The sequence below is a fragment of the Burkholderia sp. BCC1988 genome, from assembly GCF_905339895.1.
Classification (GTDB): Bacteria; Pseudomonadota; Gammaproteobacteria; order Burkholderiales; family Burkholderiaceae; genus Burkholderia.
Window position 1 is genome coordinate 126,821 of the sequence record NZ_CAJPHA010000011.1, and the last position, 18,503, is coordinate 145,323.

15 protein-coding genes and 2 pseudogenes are annotated in these 18,503 nt (G+C 66.6%); 5 read left to right on the forward strand and 12 right to left on the reverse strand.

From position 1 onward, the window contains the following. Positions 1-42: 42 nt before the first annotated feature. Entirely contained in the window at positions 43-903 is an 861-nt protein-coding gene (locus tag U4012_RS17705) for a class I SAM-dependent methyltransferase (RefSeq protein ID WP_321800363.1), read from the forward strand. Between the two features lie 15 nt (positions 904-918). Here the strand turns inward: U4012_RS17705 and U4012_RS17710 are convergent, their stop codons facing one another. From U4012_RS17710 to U4012_RS17725, 4 genes are all read right to left on the reverse strand, one after another. Continuing rightward, entirely contained in the window at positions 919-5,760 is a 4,842-nt protein-coding gene (locus tag U4012_RS17710; RefSeq protein ID WP_124666733.1) for an NAD-glutamate dehydrogenase, read from the reverse strand. Between the two features lie 267 nt (positions 5,761-6,027). Further along, complete coding sequence (locus U4012_RS17715) at positions 6,028-6,216, reverse strand: 4-oxalocrotonate tautomerase (protein ID WP_044843193.1); 189 nt, start codon at positions 6,214-6,216, stop codon at positions 6,028-6,030. A 50-nt stretch (positions 6,217-6,266) separates the two neighbouring features. After that, on the reverse strand, positions 6,267-7,043 hold the full coding sequence (locus tag U4012_RS17720) for a class II aldolase/adducin family protein (RefSeq protein WP_321800367.1): 777 nt from the start codon (positions 7,041-7,043) through the stop codon (positions 6,267-6,269). Continuing rightward, a complete protein-coding gene (locus U4012_RS17725; protein ID WP_321800369.1) occupies positions 7,018-7,911 on the reverse strand; it encodes an urea transporter in 894 nt (297 codons plus the stop codon). Before U4012_RS17725 ends, U4012_RS17720 begins: the two co-directional genes overlap by 26 nt. 242 nt (positions 7,912-8,153) lie before the next feature. Here U4012_RS17725 and U4012_RS17730 point away from each other — a divergent pair, with 242 nt between their 5' ends. Further along, positions 8,154-8,708 (forward strand): putative glycolipid-binding domain-containing protein, encoded by a 555-nt coding sequence (locus U4012_RS17730; RefSeq protein WP_124488162.1) that lies wholly within the window; start codon positions 8,154-8,156, stop codon positions 8,706-8,708. Here the strand turns inward: U4012_RS17730 and U4012_RS17735 are convergent. From U4012_RS17735 to U4012_RS17760, 6 genes and pseudogenes are all read right to left on the reverse strand, one after another. Continuing rightward, positions 8,669-9,592: an alpha/beta fold hydrolase gene (locus tag U4012_RS17735; protein WP_321800371.1), complete on the reverse strand. Its 924-nt coding sequence runs from the start codon at positions 9,590-9,592 to the stop codon at positions 8,669-8,671. The genes U4012_RS17730 and U4012_RS17735 overlap by 40 nt on opposite strands. 4 nt (positions 9,593-9,596) lie before the next feature. Beyond that, positions 9,597-10,502 carry a metal-dependent hydrolase gene (locus U4012_RS17740; protein WP_321800373.1) on the reverse strand — a complete coding sequence of 302 codons (906 nt, stop codon included), beginning with the start codon at positions 10,500-10,502 and terminating at the stop codon, positions 9,597-9,599. Next, positions 10,499-11,437 carry an SDR family NAD(P)-dependent oxidoreductase gene (locus U4012_RS17745; RefSeq protein WP_124520751.1) on the reverse strand — a complete coding sequence of 313 codons (939 nt, stop codon included), beginning with the start codon at positions 11,435-11,437 and terminating at the stop codon, positions 10,499-10,501. The genes U4012_RS17740 and U4012_RS17745 overlap by 4 nt, the downstream gene beginning before the upstream one ends. Positions 11,438-11,458: 21 nt before the next feature. Continuing rightward, positions 11,459-13,051 carry an NAD(P)/FAD-dependent oxidoreductase gene (locus tag U4012_RS17750; protein WP_321800377.1) on the reverse strand — a complete coding sequence of 531 codons (1,593 nt, stop codon included), beginning with the start codon at positions 13,049-13,051 and terminating at the stop codon, positions 11,459-11,461. Between the two features lie 247 nt (positions 13,052-13,298). Further along, positions 13,299-13,547 (reverse strand): annotated as a pseudogene (locus U4012_RS17755) (lysoplasmalogenase family protein); the annotation flags it as partial. A 329-nt stretch (positions 13,548-13,876) separates the two neighbouring features. Continuing rightward, on the reverse strand, positions 13,877-14,059 hold the full coding sequence (locus U4012_RS17760) for a hypothetical protein (protein WP_321800379.1): 183 nt from the start codon (positions 14,057-14,059) through the stop codon (positions 13,877-13,879). Positions 14,060-14,143: 84 nt separating this feature from the next. Here U4012_RS17760 and U4012_RS17765 point away from each other — a divergent pair, with 84 nt between their 5' ends. The 3 genes and pseudogenes from U4012_RS17765 to U4012_RS17775 form a co-directional block, all read left to right on the forward strand. Next, positions 14,144-14,875: a metallophosphoesterase gene (locus U4012_RS17765; RefSeq protein WP_321800381.1), complete on the forward strand. Its 732-nt coding sequence runs from the start codon at positions 14,144-14,146 to the stop codon at positions 14,873-14,875. A gap of 544 nt (positions 14,876-15,419) precedes the next feature. Further along, positions 15,420-16,178: a tyrosine-type recombinase/integrase gene (locus tag U4012_RS17770; protein ID WP_321800383.1), complete on the forward strand. Its 759-nt coding sequence runs from the start codon at positions 15,420-15,422 to the stop codon at positions 16,176-16,178. Positions 16,179-16,246: 68 nt separating this feature from the next. Beyond that, positions 16,247-16,618: pseudogene (locus U4012_RS17775) on the forward strand (arginase family protein); the annotation flags it as partial. A 136-nt stretch (positions 16,619-16,754) separates the two neighbouring features. On the opposite strand, the gene U4012_RS17780 reads toward U4012_RS17775, so the two are convergent. Together U4012_RS17780 and U4012_RS17785 are read right to left on the reverse strand one after the other, a co-directional pair. After that, the gene (locus U4012_RS17780) at positions 16,755-17,156 is read right to left on the reverse strand and encodes a cupin domain-containing protein (RefSeq protein WP_321800385.1); all 402 of its coding nucleotides are present in this window, start codon (positions 17,154-17,156) and stop codon (positions 16,755-16,757) included. Between the two features lie 252 nt (positions 17,157-17,408). Then, positions 17,409-18,389 (reverse strand): sulfonate ABC transporter substrate-binding protein, encoded by a 981-nt coding sequence (locus U4012_RS17785; protein WP_321800387.1) that lies wholly within the window; start codon positions 18,387-18,389, stop codon positions 17,409-17,411. Positions 18,390-18,503 lie beyond the last annotated feature (114 nt).

Sequence of the window (18,503 nt, forward strand, 5' to 3'; positions counted from 1 at the left end):
GCCTGCAGGCGCCGCACCAGCCGCGCGCATGAGGACGAGACGATGACCGACCTTCATCCGGACGCCCCTGACAGCACCGCCGCGCGCGTCGCGCTGTGGCGCGCGCTGCACGTCGAGCTCGATGCGCCGCCGCACGTGCTCGTGGACGAAATCGGACTGCGCCTGCTCGCGCCGGCGCCCGGCTGGCAGCAGCGCGGCGACATGGATCCGCAATTCACGCGGCCGTTTCGCGCGTCGATCGTCGCGCGGGCGCGCTTCATCGAGGATCTCGTCGTCGAGCAGGCCGCGCGGGGCGTGAGCCAGTACGTGATCCTCGGCGCGGGCCTCGACAGCTTCGCGCAGCGCCGGCCCGAGATGGCGTCGCGCCTGACCGTCTTCGAGGTCGATCCGCCCGCGCCGCAGGCGTGGAAGCGCCGCCGGCTGACCGAGCTCGGCTTCGGCGTGCCGGACTGGCTGCGGTTCGTGCCGGTCGATTTCGAAGCGAAGCAGTCGTGGCGCGACGCGCTCGTGCGCGCGGGCTTCGATGCAGGCAAGCCGGCGGTCGTCGTGTCCACCGGCGTCAGCATGTACCTGACGCGCGACGCGAACGCGGCGGCGCTGCGCGAAGTCGCGTCGCTCGCGCCGGGCTCGACGTTCGCGATGACGTTCCTGCTGCCGCTCGAGCATGCCGATCCGGACGTGCGCCCGGCGCTCGAAATGGCCGCGAAGGGCGCGCGCGCGAGCGGCACGCCGTTCATCAGCTTCTTCATGCCGGCGGAGATCCGCGCGCTCGCGATCGGGGCCGGCTTCGCGCGAGCCGAGCATGTGTCGGCCGCGGAGCTCACGCGCCGCTACTTCGCCGATCGGACCGACGGCCTGCGCCCGCCGGACAACGCGGAAGAGCTGCTGGTCGCGACGGTGTGACGTCGCGACCTTCCATCACGCGCGTTCGAGCACGGCCATCTCGCGCACGATCACGAGCAGCACCGCGAGGCTCGCGCCGCCCGAGGCGCGCAGGTCGGCGAGCAGGTGCTCGTAGCGTTGCAGCGCGGCTTCGCGGCGTTCGCGCCACGCGTGGACGATCGTCTCGGGCGCCGTCGAGTCGGCCGATTCCGCGAGCGCGCTGGTGGCGAGCGTGCGCTTGAGCCGCGCGACTTCCGCGAGCGCGGCCGCGCGCGCCAGCATGTCCCAGTGCGTCGGGGTCGGCAGCGAGGCCGCGCGTTCGCCGATCCACCCGTAGTTCAACAGCGTGCCGAGCGAGAAGTAGACACCCGCGACCAGCTCGAGGCTGCGATCGCAGGTCGCGGCCACTTCGGCGATGTCGAGCAGCGCGGCCGAGATGTCGCCGCTCGCGACGCGTACCGCGAGCGCGCTCTCGACGCCGGCTTCGACCAGCGCGCGCTGCCGCTCGGACAGCGCCTCCAGATCGGCGGTTGGCAGCAACGACGGCAATTGCGGCGCGATGCGCTGCACCGCGTCGCGGCACCGCGCGATCAGGCCGGCGACGCCGCCGTCGGCCACCGTGCCCGACTGCAACTGCCGCAGGAACCACAGCGCCGCGCGCTCCAGCAGCCGCGCGACGTCGACGAACATGCGCGCCTGCACGTCGTCGGCGACGCGGTTGTCGAGCGCGTCGATGTCGCGCCACACCGCATCGAGATCGAACACGTCGCGCGCCATGATGCAGGCGCGCACGATGTCGCCCGGCTTCGCGTCGGTTTCCTCCATCAGCCGGTGCACGAACGCGCAGCCGACCCGGTTGACGAGCGCGTTGGTCAGGTGCGTCGCGAGAATCTCGCGGCGCAGCGGGTGGCGCTGCATCGGTTCGCTGAAGCGCTGTTGCAGCGGCTTCGGGAAATAGTCGACGAGCATCGCGGCGACGAGCGGATCCTCGGGCACGTCGGATTCGAGCAGCGCGTCGTACAGCCACATCTTGCTGTACGCGAGCAGCACCGCGCGCTCCGGCGACGTGAGGCCCTGTTTCGCGGCCTGCCGTTCGGCGATCTCGTCGTCGGTCGGCAGGAATTCGATCACGCGGTTCAGGCGGCCCGCGCGTTCGAGCCAGCGCATCAGGCGCGCCTCGGCGTCGAGCAGCTCGACGCCGTAGCGGCCCGCGATCGACAGCGCCTGCGTCTGGTAGTAGTTGTCGCGCAGCACGAGCAGCCCGACTTCGTCGGTCATTTCCGCGAGCAGGGCATTGCGCTGCTTCTCGGTCATCTCGCCGTCGCCGACGACGAGCCCGAGCAGGATCTTGATGTTGACTTCGTGATCCGAACAATCGACGCCGGCCGAGTTGTCGATCGCGTCGGTGTTGATGCGCCCGCCGCGCTGCGCGAACTCGATGCGGCCGAACTGCGTGCAGCCGAGGTTGCCGCCTTCGCCGACGACCTTGCAGCGCAGGTCCGCGCCGTTCACGCGTACCGCGTCGTTCGCGCGATCGCCGACCTGCTGGTGGGTTTCGCGCGCGGCCTTCACGTAGGTGCCGATGCCGCCGTTGTACAGCAGGTCGACCGGTGCCTGCAGGATCGCGCGGATCAGCTCGGTTGGCGGCAGCGCCTGCGCGTCGATGCCGAGCGCGGCCTGCACGGCCGGCGACAGCGGGATCGTCTTCGCGGTGCGCGGGTAGACGCCGCCGCCCGCCGAGATCACCGACGTGTCGTAGTCGGCCCAGCTCGAGCGTTCGAGCGCGAACATCCGCTGGCGCTCCGCGAAGCTCGTCGCCGGGTCGGGGTTCGGGTCGAGGAACACGTGGCGATGATCGAACGCCGCGACGAGCCGGATATGCGGCGACAGCAGCATCCCGTTGCCGAACACGTCGCCCGACATGTCGCCGACGCCGACCACCGTGAAGTCGGTCGTCTGCGTATCGATGCCCATCTCGCGGAAGTGCCGCTTCACCGATTCCCACGCGCCGCGCGCGGTGATCGCCATCTTCTTGTGGTCGTAGCCGACCGAGCCGCCGGACGCGAACGCGTCGTCGAGCCAGAAACCGTATTCGTGCGAGATCGCGTTCGCGTAGTCGGAGAAGGTGGCCGTGCCCTTGTCGGCCGCGACGACGAGATACGGATCGTCGGCGTCGTGGCGCACCACGTCGGGCGGCGGCACGATCGCGTTGCCGGCGAGATTGTCGGTCAGGTCGAGCAGGCCGCGCAGGAAGGTCTGGTAGCACGCTATGCCTTCGCGCATCCATGCTTCGCGATCGCTCGGCGGCGGCGGGTTCTTCACGACGAAGCCGCCTTTCGAGCCGACCGGCACGATCACGACGTTCTTCACCATCTGCGCCTTCATCAGCCCGAGCACCTCGGTGCGGAAATCCTCGCGACGGTCGGACCAGCGCAGCCCGCCGCGCGCGACGCGCCCGCCGCGCAGGTGCACGCCCTCGACGCGCGGCGAGTACACCCAGATCTCGAACATCGGCTTCGGCTCGGGCAGGCCGGGCACCTTCGCCGGATTGAACTTGAACGACAGGTACGGCTTCGATTCGCCGTTCGCGTCGTGCAGGAAATAGTTGGTGCGCTCGGTCGCGTTGATCACGCCAAGAAACTGGCGCAGGATCCGGTCCTCGTCGAGGTTCGGCACCTGGTCGAGCGCCGTCTCGATCGCCTTCAGCAGGCGTTCGGCCTGCACGTCGCGCGTGCCGCCCGTGGCCGGGTCGAAGCGCACCAGGAACAGCTCGACGAGCTGCCGTGCGATCGCCGGGTTGCCGGTCAGCGCGCGCTCGATATAGGCGTCGCTGAACGTCGAGCCGACCTGCCGCAGGTATTTCGCATATGCGCGCAGGATCGTGACTTCGCGCGCGCTCAGGTGCGCGCGCAGCACGAGGCGGTTGAAGTCGTCGTTCTCGATCCGGCCGCTCCAGATCCGGTCGAACGCATCCTCGAACAGGCCCTTCACGCGTTCGATGTCGAACTCGGTATCGTCGGCGAGTTCGAGGCCGAAGTCGTGCACCCAGGCGGGCGCGGCATCCTGCGTCTGGATCCGGTACGGCCGCTCCTCGTCGACGCGCACGCCGAGATGCTCGAGCATCGGCAGGCTGCGCGACAGCGCGATCGGGTCGCCCGCGCGATACACCTTGAAGCGGAACGCGCGCGCGTCGGCCTCGATCGGGCGGTACAGGTTCATCGCCAGCTGGCCCGACGCCTTCACGCGCTCGATCAGCTCGATGTCGCGCACGGCCGTGCGCGCCGGATAGTCGTCGCGATAGCCGGCCGGGAACGAGTCCGCATAGTGCTGCAGCAGGCGGTTGCCTTGTTCTTCGCCGAACGCGTCGAGCAGCGCGTCGGCGAGATCGTCCTGCCAGCGGCGCGCCACCTGCACGAGCCGCGTTTCGAGTTCGCGCGTGTCGACGTCGGGCATCGTGCCCGGTTCCGCATGGACGACGAAATGAATCCGCGCGATCGCCGATTCCGACAGCAGCGGCGTGAACTCGACGTTCACGCCGTTGTACGCATCGACGAGCAGCTTCGCGATGCGGCGGCGCAGGTCGGTGTTGTACTTGTCGCGCGGCACGAACGCGAGGCACGACACGAAGCGGTCGAAGCGGTCGCGCCGTACGAACAGGCGCGTGCGCTGGTGTTCCTGCAGGCGCAGGATGCCGAGCGCGATGTCGTAGAGCTGGTCTTCGTCGGCCTGGAACAGTTCGTCGCGCGGATAGGTTTCGAGCACCGTCACCAGCGACTTGCCGAGATGCCCCTTCGGCAGGAAGCCCGCGCGCCGCACGATGTTCGCGCATTTGCGGCGCACGATCGGTATCTCGGTGTACGAACCGAAATAGGACGTCGACGTGTAGAGTCCGATGAAGCGCCGTTCGCCGGTCACCTTGCCGTCGGCGCCGACCAGTTTCACGCCGACGTAGTCGAGATAGCCGGGCCGGTGCACGGTCGCGCGCGAGTTCGCTTTCGTCAGGAAGATCGGCCAGGGGCCGGTGATGATCTCGGCGGCGGCCGGCGGCAGCGGCGTCACGTCCGGCGCGCCGGGCGCGCGCAGCGATTCGCGCAGCAGGCCGCAGCCGGAGCCTTCGACGCCGCGCAGGCCGAAACCCGTGCCGTCCGACACGAGCGCGTAGTCGCGCTGGCCGAGGAAGGTGAAGTGGTCGGCGACCATCCATTCGAGGAACGCGCGCGCCTCGATGTCTTCCGCGGTGGATTCGCGGGCCTTCATGTCCTTGATCGTCGCGCGCGCGATGTCGACGATCTTCGGCCAGTCCTCGACCGATGCGCGCACGTCGCCGAGCACGCGCGCGATGTCGTTGCGCAGCGTGTTGAGCAGCGCGGCGTCGCCGCAGCGGTCGACTTCGAAGTGGATGAACGACGCGAGCTGCGACTGGCCGTCGCCGGCCGTCGCGCCGCCGGCGTCGACGCGCTCGATCGCGCCGTCGCCGCCGCGCCAGATGCGGAACACCGGGTGCAGCGCCGAGTGCAGCGCGAGCCCGAGGCGGTTGACGGCCATCGTCACCGAGTCGACGAGGAACGGCATGTCGTCGTTGACGATCTCGATCACCGTGTGGTCGGAGTGCCAGCCGTGCTGTTCGAGGATCGGGTTGTACACGCGCAGCCGCTCGCTGCCGGGCACGAACTTCTGGGCGGTCTGCCAGTGCGCCATCGCGGCGCCGTAGAGGTCGGCGATGCCGCGATTCTGCAGATCATCGGCGTCGACGAAATCGTAGTAATGACGCAGGAACGGTTCGACGATCCGGAACGTGGCTTCGGGCAGGCGTCCGCGCGCGAATTCGACGACATCGGAGAGCAGGTGTGCGACGACTTCTTCGTTCTTCGCTTCCATGGCGGTCTCCTGGTCGGGTGGCCATTGGCTGCTGCGTCTGTGCCGCATTATATGCGCCGATTGCGTGACAACGCGATGTGCGGGCGCACAACGCGGCGCAGGGAACGAAGGGCGCGTGCGACGCCGGTAGCTGGCGTCGCACGGGCGGGTCAGGCGAGGTCCGGCGGCTTCGAGTCGAGCCGCATCGTGCGGCGCATTCGTCCGGATGTCACCGCAATTCGAACGCCTGTCGCCAGGCAGGTTCCGCCGCCGCCGAACGCAGCGGCGTCAGCGTTCGTCGCTCCACAGCTTGCCGCCCGTCGCCCAGTTCTCCTTCTTCACGTCGGCGAGGATGATGTCGACCGAGCCCGGGTCGCAGCCGAGCGTCTCGCACGTGACGCGCGTGATCGCTTCGACGAATGCGCGTTTCTGCTCGACCGTGCGGCCTTCGAACAACTGGATATTGAAAGTCGGCATGACTGGATGCTCCGATGGTTGGGGGTAGGGAAGTCGGGACGCGAGCGGCGTCAGTCGCGATACGACGGATCGATCCGGTCGAGGCGGCGCAGCAGCGCCGGCCATTCCAGTTCGCCCTCGATCGCGCCGCCGTCGCGCAACTGCGCGGCGGTGCGCTCGGCGACGGCCGGCTCGGGCAGCACGAGCGTCCCGCCGCCTGCCTGCGCGCGCACCTGGATGTCGCAGGCCTTGATCAGCGTATCCATCAGCACATATGCCTCGGCGACGGTCCGGCCGACCGTCAGCGTGCCATGGTTGCGCAGCAGCATCGCGGATTTCGCGCCGAGGCTGGCGGTCAGCCGCGTGCCTTCGGCCGGCGAGAACGCGAGCGCCTCGTAGTCGTGGTACGCGAGGTCGCCGTGAAACCGCAGCGCGTGCTGCGACGCGGGCAGCAGCCCGTCGCGCTGGATCGACACGGCGATGCCGGCCGTATTGTGCAGGTGCATCACGCAGACGGCGTCCGGCCGCGCGGCGTGCACGGCCGCGTGCAGTGCAAAACCGGTCACGTTGACTGCGTGTTCGCTGTCGCCGATCCGGTTGCCGGCCAGGTCGATCTTCACGAGATTCGATGCGCGAACCTCGTCGAACGCGAGGCCGAACGGGTTGATCAGGAAGTGTCCGGGTTCGCCGGGCACGGTCGCGGAAAGATGCGTGTAGATCAGGTCGTCCCAGCCGTTCAGCGCGACGAGGCGATAGGCGGCGGCGAGATCGACGCGCAACCGGCGCTCGGCGTCCGAGATCGGGCCGCCGGGCTTCACGGTGTCAGGACGGTGTGCGAATGACGACATCGGGTTCTCCGAGGGTGAAGCGGCGCGCGACGATCACCGTGATCCACGCAGCGATCGCGAACGGGGCGGTGAATGCTGGGAGGCCCGCGCGCGTCGCGAGCCACTGGATCAGCGCGGCGAGCGCGGCGGCCGCGAACGCCGCGCGCGGCCCGCGCGGCATCAGCGCGAGTGCGGCGAGCGCGCCGTTGAAGCCGAGCAGGCCGTCGGCGAACGACGCGCCGTTCGCGCCGGCCGCGATCAGCAGCACGGTCGACACGATCGTGCCGCCGAGTGCGAACGCGGCCGCGCGGCGCGACGCGACGGCGAGGCCGGCGACGATCAGCGCGCCGGCCCACGGGCCTTGCGCAAAGGTGGTTTGCGCGACGCCCGACAGCAGCGCGTCGGCGATGGAAGGAAGCGTCAGCGGCGCACCGGCTGTCGCGTCGCCCGCATGCTGCGGCGCGACAAACGGCAGCCACAGCGCGGTGACGGCGAGGCACGGGCTCGAATACGGGCACTGGCGCCAGCGGGCGAGCGGCACACGCATCGCGCGTTGCACGAGCGCCGCGCCGATCGCGACCAGCGGTACCAGCGCGATGGCGGCGGGCGAAGCAGGCGCGAACAGCACGGCGATCAGCGCGGCGAGCGCGCCGTTGAAGCCGTGCAGCCCCTGTTCGACGTCGCGGCGCTCGGCACCCGTCAGCACCGCCGTCATGCTGGCGGCGGCCGAGCCGACCAGCGCCGCGGACGCGAGCCGCAAGTCGGTCAGCGCCAGCGCGGCAAGCAGCAGCGCGCCGGTGACGGCATGCGCCTGCAGCACGATCTGCCCGATGCCGCGCAGCAGGATGCGCAGGTCGATCGACGGCGAGACGGGGCGGGCGGTAGGCATGGCGGCGGTGGAGCAGGACGAGCCGCGAGCATAGGACACAATGCCGTGCACCGGAATAGGGAATTCTGGATAGTCAGGATTTGTGGCGCATGCCCTGAGTTGGGGCGGGGCGCGTGTTTCGGCGTCTTGTTTGCCCGGGACAATGGCGCTGTCGCGGGATTGCCGGGCCGGGAAACGAAATTTTGGCCGCAGCCGGATTTTTCGTGCGTATGCTGACGCGTCGGCGTTTTCGAGGAGGAACGATGCGTGAACTGCGCTGGGCGTCGCTCGAGGGCGACGGAATCGAACACCTGACGTTCGACCGGGGGGACGCGGGCATCGTCGTCGAAAGTGCCGTGGTCGGCCAGCGGTACGGCCGCGCGTACGGGCTTGCATACCGGGTCGAGTGCGATCCGCAATGGCGGGTCAGGTATGCGGTGCTCAAAGTGATGGGCGGCGGCACGCTGGAACTGCACGGCGACGGCGCCGGGCACTGGCGCGACGGTTCAGGCAGCGCGCTGCCGGAGCTGGATGGCTGCGTCGACATCGACATCGCGGCGACGCCGTTCACGAACGCGCTGCCGATCGGCCGCCTCGGCCTCGCTCGCGGCGAGCGGCGACCGATCGACGTCGCATACATCTCGACGCCGGACCTGAAGGTGACGCCGGTCAAGCAGGCTTACGCGTGCATCGAGCCGGGCCGGCGCTACCGCTACGAAGGCATCTTCCGGAATTTCACGGCCGAGATGGACGTCGACGCCGACGGGCTCGTGATCGACTACGAAACGCTGTTCAAGCGCCTGCCGCCGTTGCGCTGAACCGCCGCCCGCGGTGCCGCGGCTGCTGCCGCGACCGCCGGTCGTTCATGCGCCGAGGCAAACCGGTCGATCCGCGCCGCGATCAGGTCGGGATTGCGTACCACGACCCAGTGCCCGCCGTCGATTTCCTCGCGCACGTGCTCGCCGAGCCAGCGCTCGAGATCGACCGACATTTCGGGCGTCACGTAGCGGTCGCGCACCGGCACGAGGATCTGCACCGGCGCCTGCGCATACCGCTCGCGCGGCTTGCTCGCCCGCGCGAGGAAATTCGCGCGGTAGAGCTGCAACCCGTTCAGCGCGTTCTTCAATTGCGCGGGATCGCGCTCGGGCCGCACGCGTTCGGTCAACTGCAGCCAGCGCGGCCACAGTGCGGCGCCGCCGAGGCGCCACACCAGCGACGGCACGACCGGCAGGTGGAAGAACGCGATGTACCACGATTTCAGGCTCTGCCTGAGCCGCATCTTCGCGCGGAACACGTGGTCGAGGCACGGGCCGGAGATCGACGTGTATGACGCGATCCGGCCGCGCAACGCAGGGTCGGTCACGGCCTCCCAGCACTGGATCGACCCCCAGTCGTGACCGACCAGATGGAACGGCCGCGCGCCGCAGGTCGCGTCGGCGACGGCCTTCAGGTCGTCGGCGAGCCGCGCCAGCGTGTAGTCCGCGCGGCGGCGCGGCGCATCGGATGCGCCAGCGCCGCGCACGTCGTACGCGATCACGCGGTAGCGCTTCGCGAGCCGCGCACGGACCGGCGCCCACACGGCCGACGAATCGGGATAGCCGTGCACGAGGATCAGCGGCGGCGCGCGGCGCGGGCCGCTGACATGGACGGCGAGTTTCACGTCGCCGGAGCGGACGGTCAGCATCTCGTGCGTGCGTGCCATGACGTCATGCCTGCGGAACCGGATGCAGCGGCACGCGGCGCGGGGCGGCCTGCGCCGCGTGGCGCGCATTGGTCGCGTCGATGTTCGCGAGCAGCGTGTCGAGCCCCTGCAGGTACTGATGGTTGTCGTGGTCCCACGGATGGAAGCCCGGACGGAAGTAGTCGAGCCATTCGCGCGCGATGCTCGGGAACACGCCGGTCCGCGGGCTGTACAGATACTTCACGAGCCGCCACATACCGCCGAACCTGCCGTGTTCGCGACGGTGCGCGCGCATCAGGCGCACGTGGAAGTCGAACACGATCGTCCAGAACAATACCGTCGTCGTCAGCATCGTGCCCGTGCGCAGCAGGTAGCTGCCGAGGCCGGGCTTCATCACGGCGTTCCATACGTCGTACGACACCGCCTTGTGCTCGGTTTCCTCCATCGCGTGCCACATCCACATCTGCTGATAGCCTTCGACCGACCCGTCGATCCGGTGCTCGTGGCCCGCCAGCAGCTGGTTCGCGAGGATCGCCGTGTAGTGCTCGAGCGCGATCGTGATCGCGAGCTGCATCGAATGCGGCAGCGTCTTCTTGAAGAAGCCGAGGATCGTCCACAGCCGCTTGTCGAGCTTGTGCGCGGGCAGGCCGGACGCCTGGAGCAGGTCGTTGTACTCGATGTGCTCGCGCGTGTGCATCGCTTCCTGGCCGATGAAGCCGAGCACCTGCTTCTTCAGCTCCGGATCCTCGATGCGGTCGCGGTAGTGGCGCACCGAATCCATGAAGAAGCGCTCGCCGGCCGGGAACAGCAGCGACAGCGCGTTCATGAAGTGCGTGACCGGCACGCCCTGGACGTGCCAGTCCTTCGCGCGTTCGGGCGGCAGCGCGAAACGGATGTCGCGCCGCACCGGCATCATGTTCGGGGTCGTCATGATTGTTCTCCTCCCTGATTGCCTGCGTTGTTGTAGGTGGCGTGAAGCGGCGCGGCGGCCGGCGTGCCGTAGCGGGCGGCCGCGCGGCGGGCCTTCGCGGCCTCGCGGCGCGTCGTGAGCACGACGAGCGCCTGGTACGCGGCCGGCAGGATGCGCGCCATCCAGTCCGCGGCCTTCGCGTCGCGGCCGATCAGCACACGCCGCTTGTTGCGGCGCACGCCGGCGAGGATCGTGCGCGCGGCGTCGTCGGCGGTCGTGATGAAGAACTTCTCGAAGCTGTCCTTGCCTTGCTGCTCGCTCTCGACGATGAAGCCGACCATGTTCTTCGCGACGCGGCTCGACTGCGCGATGTTGGTGCGGATGCCGCCCGGATGCACGCAGGTGGCCGACACGCCGCACTTCATCATGTCGAGTTCCTGGCGCAGCGATTCGGTGAAGCCGCGCACCGCGAACTTGGTCGCGTTGTAGCCGCTCATGCCCGGCTGCGCGAAGATCCCGAAGATGCTCGACGTGTTGATCACGTGACCGTCGCCGCTCGCCTTCAGGTGCGGCAGGAACGCCTTCGTGCCATGCACGACGCCCCAGAAGTTGATGTTCACGATCCACTCGAGATCGCCGTATTCCATCCCTTCGATCGTGCTCGACAGCGCGACGCCCGCGTTGTTGAAGATCAGGTTGACCTTGCCGTGTTCCTGCGCGGTGTCGTCGGCCCACGCGAACATCGCGTCGCGGTCGCCGACGTCGAGCACGCGCGTCGACACGCGCACGTTCGGCGCGATCGCGCGGACGATCCGCTCGGTTTCCGCGAGGCCGACGCCGTTCTTGTCGGCGAGCGACACATGGCAGCCGGCCTGCGCGAGCTGGACCGCGAGCGAGCGGCCCATGCCCGAGCCTGCGCCCGTGATCGCGGCGACCTTGTTGGCGAAATCTCTCATGTCGTTGGCTCCTTGTCTGGCTCAGGCCGCTTCGGCGGACGTGGAAGCGGAAGCGGCGGAAGCGGCGGGCGCGGCGACGGGCCGCCCGCTCGTGTCGTGGTGCGGCGCGCGATACGCGTGGTAATCGGCGATCGAGAAGTGCGCGGTCGCCTGGCGGAAGCGCCAGGTGAAGCCCGGCCACAGCGTCGTGTTCTTGCCGGTGCGCGGGTCGAGGTACCAGCTCTTGCAGCCGCCCGTCGACCAGATCGCCTTTTTGAGGCGGCCCTGCAGGTCGCTGTTGAACTGCGCCTCGACGAGCGGGCGCACCTCGATCGCATCCGCGCGTTCGCGCTGCATCGCGTTCAGCGCGCCGAGGATGTATTCGATCTGCGACTCGATCATGAACACCATCGAGTTGTGGCCGAGGCCGGTGTTCGGGCCGACGATCATGAAGAAGTTCGGGTAGCCCGGCAGCGTCGTGCCGAGATACGCGTGCGCGCCGTCGCGCCACGCATCGACGATGTCGAGGCCGCCGCGGCCGATGATCGCGCCGCGCGGATACGGATCGGCGACCTGGAAGCCCGTGCCGTAGATCAGGCAGTCGACTTCATGACGCTTGCCGTCGGTCGTCACGACCGCGTCGGCTTCGATGCGCTCGATGCCGGTCGTGATCACGTCGACGTTCTTGCGCGACAGCGCCGGGTAGTAGTCGTTCGAGATCAGCACGCGCTTGCAGCCGAGCGTGTAGTCCGGCGTGACCGCACGGCGCAGCTCCGGGTCGGGAACCTGCTTGCGGATATGGCGCAGCGCGAGCTTCTGCACGTTCTTCATCAGCGACGGATGGATCGCAAAGCCGAGCACGCGCGATTCGAGCATCCAGTAGATGCCGCTGCGCACCGCTTTCTGCGTGAACGGCAGCGTGCGGAACAGCCACTTCTCGAAGCCGCTCAGGTTGCGGTCGGGCTTCGGCATGATCCACGGCGGCGTGCGCTGGAACAGCGCGAGTGTCTTCACGCGCGGCGCGATCTGCGGCACGAACTGGATCGCGCTCGCGCCGGTGCCGATTACCGCGACGCGCTTGCCTTCGAGTGGGTAGTCGTGATCCCACTGCTGCGAATGGAACGCGCGGCCCTTGAAGGTCTCGACGCCGGGAATCGCCGGCAGCGCGGCGCGCGACAGCCCGCCCATCCCCGACACCAGCACGCGCGCCGACAGCCGCTTGCCGTTCGCGAACGTGAGGCGCCAGCGTCGCGCGGCCTCGTCGTATTCGGCGCGCTGCAGCTCATGGTTCAGGCGCAGGTGCGGGCCGACGCCGAAGCGCTGCACGCAGTCTTCCAGGTACGCGCGGATCTCCGGCTGCGGCGCGAACATGCGCGTCCAGCGCGGGTTCGGCGCGAACGAGAACGAATAGACGTGCGATTGCACGTCGCACGCACACCCGGGGTAATGATTGTCGCGCCACGTGCCGCCGACCGACGCGGCCTTCTCGAGCACGACGAAGTCGGTCACGCCGGTCTGCCGCAGGCGAATGGCCATCCCGAGACCGGCGAAGCCGGTGCCGATGATGGCGATGTCGGTGGTTTCGTCCAGGCCGTCGTGGCCGGGCGGGCCGAAAGGCAACGTGCGAGCATTCATCCGGGTGTCTCCGATTTGGCTCATTTTTGAATGTTACATTGGTTGATGTAACGATAGTGGGTGAACCCGGAAACCGCAAGAGGCTAGAAGCGGCGCTCTAAGGGCCGGAAGCCGCGCGGGAAAAGGCTGAGCGGGGTTTGGAACGGTCTGGTTTCCGCATTGCGGAATGCACGGAAACGGCCGTCGGCAGGGCAGGAGCGGCGGGCGACGAAGGCCGCCGACACGCGGCGGCCTGTTTGAAACACTATCAGGGACGGATCGGGCGGGCGGCCGTCTCATGGAAAACCCCGGCGACGATCGTGATCTGCGCGAGCGCGTAGAGGCCCCAGATCAGGTAGTCGATGCCGGGAAAGCCGCCGAGGAAGCGTCCAACGCCGATCAGCGTGTCCGAGCCGACGAAGATCAGGCTGCCGACGGCGACCAGCGGGCCGCGTGTGCGGGCCGCGAGCGCGAAGCTCGCCATCGCGCACAGCACGAGCATGTAGACGGCGACGGGTATTGGCCCATACCACTTCCGGCTAACGGTTGACGACGAATGCATAGATGCCGTCAGGCAAGCCGTCTACGACTGCGCGCCGATTAGCTACAGAGTGGATGTGGTTGGAAGGAGCGAAACCACCGCACCAGTCGACGAACCCAAGCCCAACCATGTGCACGATGCCGTGCTGGCGAATCAATAGGGACAGTGCGCCTGCCGGGCTACAAAATCAGCGCACATAGCACTGAATGTGGCCCGCAGGCATCAAAGGAGAGGGGTGCAACAGCCACAAGCGATGGCCTGTAGCTGCCGGATACAACCGATGGAGTGTAGCGACCTTAGCCTGTTTATGCTGCGGGGATAAGCTTCGATTCCATTGCTGCCAAGGCGCTGATGTATCGCGCAAGCGCGTGGTCTTTGAGATTGACGAAGGGAAGCGCGGCCTTGCCGATCTGGATCAGCGATCCGCTTTGAGGCCATAGCGGCGGCACTGCGGGCACTGCATCGTTCCCGTTGCGATAAAGCGCCATCGGCGTCTTGGCGAGAATGGTTGAGATGTTTGGCTCGGGGCTTATTCGATCGATTGTGAGACTGCATGACAAGGGGGTGTTGAAGTGAAAAACTCATTCGTCCAACGCTTCGAGCGCAACGCGGTTGGCCGTGACTTCGCAGTGGGCGACATCCATGGCTGTTTCGCGAAACTCGAAACCGCCCTCGCCGCTCTTGGCTTTGATGAATCGCGGGATCGCCTGTTCTCTGTCGGCGATCTGGTTGATCGTGGGCCGGAATCTGAGCGTGTGCTCGAATGGCTCGACAAACCGTGGTTCCATCCCGTGCAGGGAAATCACGAGGACATGGTTGTTCGCTTCACGCATGGCACGCGCGAGACCGAACATTATCTGATGAACGGTGGGTCATGGCTGGTCTGCAAGACCCCGCCCGAACAACAGCCGTTCGCCGACGCGCTTGTCATGCTGCCCTACGCTATCGAAGTCGAGACGGCCGGCGGCACCATCGGCATCGTGCATGCGGATGTGTCCGGCCCGACGTGGAGCGGCATGATCGAGGCGTTTTCGTCGGTGACGAGCAACAACAAGCTGAAGGCGATCACGAACGATTGCCTCTGGTGCCGTGACCGCATCCAAGATGGGGATCTATCAGGCGTGTCCGACGTGCGCGCTGTCATCGTTGGTCACACTCCGCTCAAGCGCCCCGCCATTCTCGGCAACGTCTATCACATCGATACGGGCGGCTGGACCCGCGACGGTTATTTCACGTTCATCGAACTCGATACGCTCGAGACAATTCCGCCGAAGGCTGAGCGGCTTTATTGGGAGGAAGCATGACCAACACCATCGAATTCCGCCGCTGGAACAGCAGGCGCAAATGGCGCGCAGCATGTTCTTCAATGGTCCGGCGAACTTCACGAGCTTGTAACCGTGCTCACGGATGAGAATATCGGCTACGGTCGATTTCCCCGCGCCTGCATTACCGACGAGTGCAATAACTTGCGGGTGGTTCATGACTGCTCCGTGTCGAGCCCGAGATACGTGCGCCAGTAGACCTTGCCTTCTGGCGTCTTAAATCCCCAACTGTTGGATTTTTTCCCCATCACGAAGAGCGATCTTGCAATCGTCCCCTCCGGCAGAATCAGCCGATGGAAATCTGTTGCCCTGCGGAACACGATGGCACCAGGGCCGCGCCAAAAGATGCCGTACAGAGCAAGCGATTTATGAAGCGACGTCCCCAAGCTCGGCAGCGCTGAGTTGTGCTGGCACTCGTCAAGCAATTGCTTGTACCGAGTCGGATATCGGGCTGAAGTCTCAGCTGAATGCAATCCGCGGCGCCCCGTTTGCCGGTCAGGAGATCGCTAAGGTAGCGGCTCGAGAGGTGTCCGACTTCATCCGAGACGCAGCTTCGACTAGAGGACCAGCAAGCGCCACGAAAATTCGATCTCGCCTGCACGACGTTTTCCGGGAAGCTATTGAACGCGGCCTTGTGGAACTCGGAAAGAATCCGGTGGAAGTTGTGAAAGCCGCAAAATCGTCGGTCACACGGTCACGACTGACATTGAACGACTTCAAGGCAATTCTCGCCGAGGCTCAGAAGGATGCTTCTCTGCGATGGCTATCAAACGCCATGATGGTGGCGCTCGTATCGGGCCAGCGTCGAGAGGACGTTGCCACCATGCGCTTCGATCAAATCAGGAATGGTTTCCTGTGGGTCGAGCAAACGAAGGGGAGAGTTGGCCATACCGCGAAGCTAAAGATCCCACTGTCATTGAAACTGGCCGCGCTTGATGCCACGCTAGGAGATGTACTGAAGCGCTGCCAAGATAGTGTTGAGTCGAAGTATGTCATCCATTTCGTGAAGCGCTCCGGACGATCCAAGGAAGGTGATGCGCCAAAATTAGGGACGATAACCGACAAGTTTGCCGACCTGCGAGACGCAGCCAAGATTCCGACGCTTCCAGACAAGACCCCCGCCTCATTCCATGAGATCCGGTCGCTGGCCTCCAGACTCTATACTGAAGAATATGGGAAAGAGTTTGCCCAAGCGTTGTTAGGTCACAAGTCGTCACAGATGACCGACATGTATCGCGATGTCCGAGGCCGGGAGTGGGTCGAAATCAAGCCGGATGAAGAGTGACGTTTTGGACGATTTTCGGTAAACGAGTGGACGCTCTATGCTGGGCGTGCGTTTGAGGTGGGTTCGTTATCCGTACATGGAACGACGATTTCCTCGGGATCGAGCGGCTCGATGCGGCGTGGGTGCATGAGCATGGTCCGCGCGCGGCGGTGGAGCGGATCGTCGACGTCATCGGCGCGCGGCCCGCGTACCTGACGTTCGATATCGACTGTCTCGATCCGGCGTTCGCGCCCGGCACGGGGACGCCGGTCGCGGGCGGGTTGTCGTCCGCGCAGGCGCTCGCGATCGTGCGTGCGCTCGGGGCGGTGAATCTGGTCGGCGCGGATGTGGTCGAGGTTGCGCCTGCTTACGATCACGCGGACATTACCGCGATCGCCGCTGCGCATGTTGCGTGCGATTTGCTGTGTCTGTGGCGGCAGAAGAAGGTGGCGGGGCGTTGAAGTGGGGTGGGGCTGGCGGGCACGGCCATAGCTTCCCGGCCCATTGCCGACCTTCAACGCCCCAACGTCAAGCCGAAAAGAGGATGTTCAACCCGACGCATAAAGCCCCATGCAGCCCGGCAACACCGCTTGCCGCTCAGGGATCGTTGACCGTTTCGGGCTCTGCCGGGATCAGGATTTCGAGCAGTTCGCAATCATCCGACCAGCCTATTACGGTATGGCGGATGCCCGGTGGCTGAATCCAGCACGAACCGGCCACCAGCCGCTGCGGTCCAATGCCTTCAAAGTCGGTCTGAAACCGGCCCTTCAGGCAGTAAACCAGCTGAAACTGCACGTTGTGGTGATGCCGCACGCTCAATTCCGGGCGGAACGGCGCAATCATGCGGACTACGTGCGCTCTGACAAGGCCGCTGGTTGCCGCCGCAACGCCCAAGTCCCGGTAAGTGGAGTAGCCGCGCAGGCCGCCGGTCTTGAAGTCGTCCTCCGCGTAATGGCTGATGACGAAACGCTGCGGCGCGTCGGGAAGAAAATGTTCCATGCACCCCTCCGAAGGAATGGGTCAGTGGAAAATGAAATACCGAACTGATCCGGAAAGCAATCGGTAGCGGCACGCACCCGGGGACGTCGACGTAATTGTCCGAGCAGAAACGATGGTTGAATGGCGGTGCGAAAGTGCGGGCAGATGGCCGAACGCCGCCAGCGCGCCCGACGTTCCCCCCGAAAATTCCCAAAAAAAAAGCCGACGGGCAGGGTACCCGTCGGCCTGTTCGAAATGAGTGCGAACCGTGCGTTACTTCGCCGCGAGCGCGCTTGCCACGCCCTTGTCGGTCCACGCGTTATCGGCCACGTTCAGCTTCTGCGGAATCAGCTTCGCCGCATAGAACGCATCGGCCACCCCCTGCTGAACCGCGACGATCTTCTCATCGACCGGCACCGCGCCGAACGGCACACGCTTGATCCACGTTTCCACGAGCGGCTGCGGCAGGCCGACCTTCGGCGCGATCAGCGCGGCCGTCTCGGCCGGATGCCCGTTGACCCACAGGCCCGTCTCGCGCAATTGCTTCAGGATCGTGCCGACCACGTCGGCATGTTGCTCCGCGAAGCCACGCGTTGCCTCGTAGAAGTTGTTCGCGGGCGTGAGGCCCGTGTAGTCGGACAGCGTGCGGATCTTCAGCGAATTCTGCGCGGCCGCGTAGTACGGATCCCACACGGCCCACGCGTCGACGTTGCCGCTCTCGAACGCGGCACGCGCGTCGGCGGGCGGCAGGTACACCGGGCGAATTTCGTCGTAGCGTACGCCGGCCTTTTTCAGCGCTTCGAGCAACAGGTAGTTCGCGCTCGAACCCTTCTGCAGCGCGACCTTCTTGCCGCGCAGGTCGGCGAGCGAGCGTACCGGCGAATCGGCCTTCACGAACACGGCCTCGTTGTGCGGCGACGGCGGTTCCGCGGCGACGTACACGAAGCGCACGCCGGCCGCCTGCGCGAACACCGGCGGCGGCGCGCCCGTGTAGCCGAAGTCGATGCTGTTCGCGTTCAGCGCCTCGAGCAGTTGCGGGCCGGCCGGGAATTCGAACCACTGGACGGTGTAGCCGAGCGGTTTGAGCCGCGTCTCGAGCGAGCCCTGCGTCTTGACGACCGACAGCAGGCCGGCCTTCTGGTAGCCGATGCGCACGACCTTGTCGGCGCTGCCTTGCGCGAGGGCCGACGTGGCGGCGACGGCGACGAGCGCCGTCACGGCGGTGCGGGTGATCCAGCGGGTGAAACGAATCATCGAACGGACTCCATGCGAAACGTCTTCGGGGAGCGGCGCGCGCCGCTCGGTTGGAAGAATCGTCGCACGGGCGATCGGGCCCGCAAACCAAGCAATGCCGATATGAATATGACG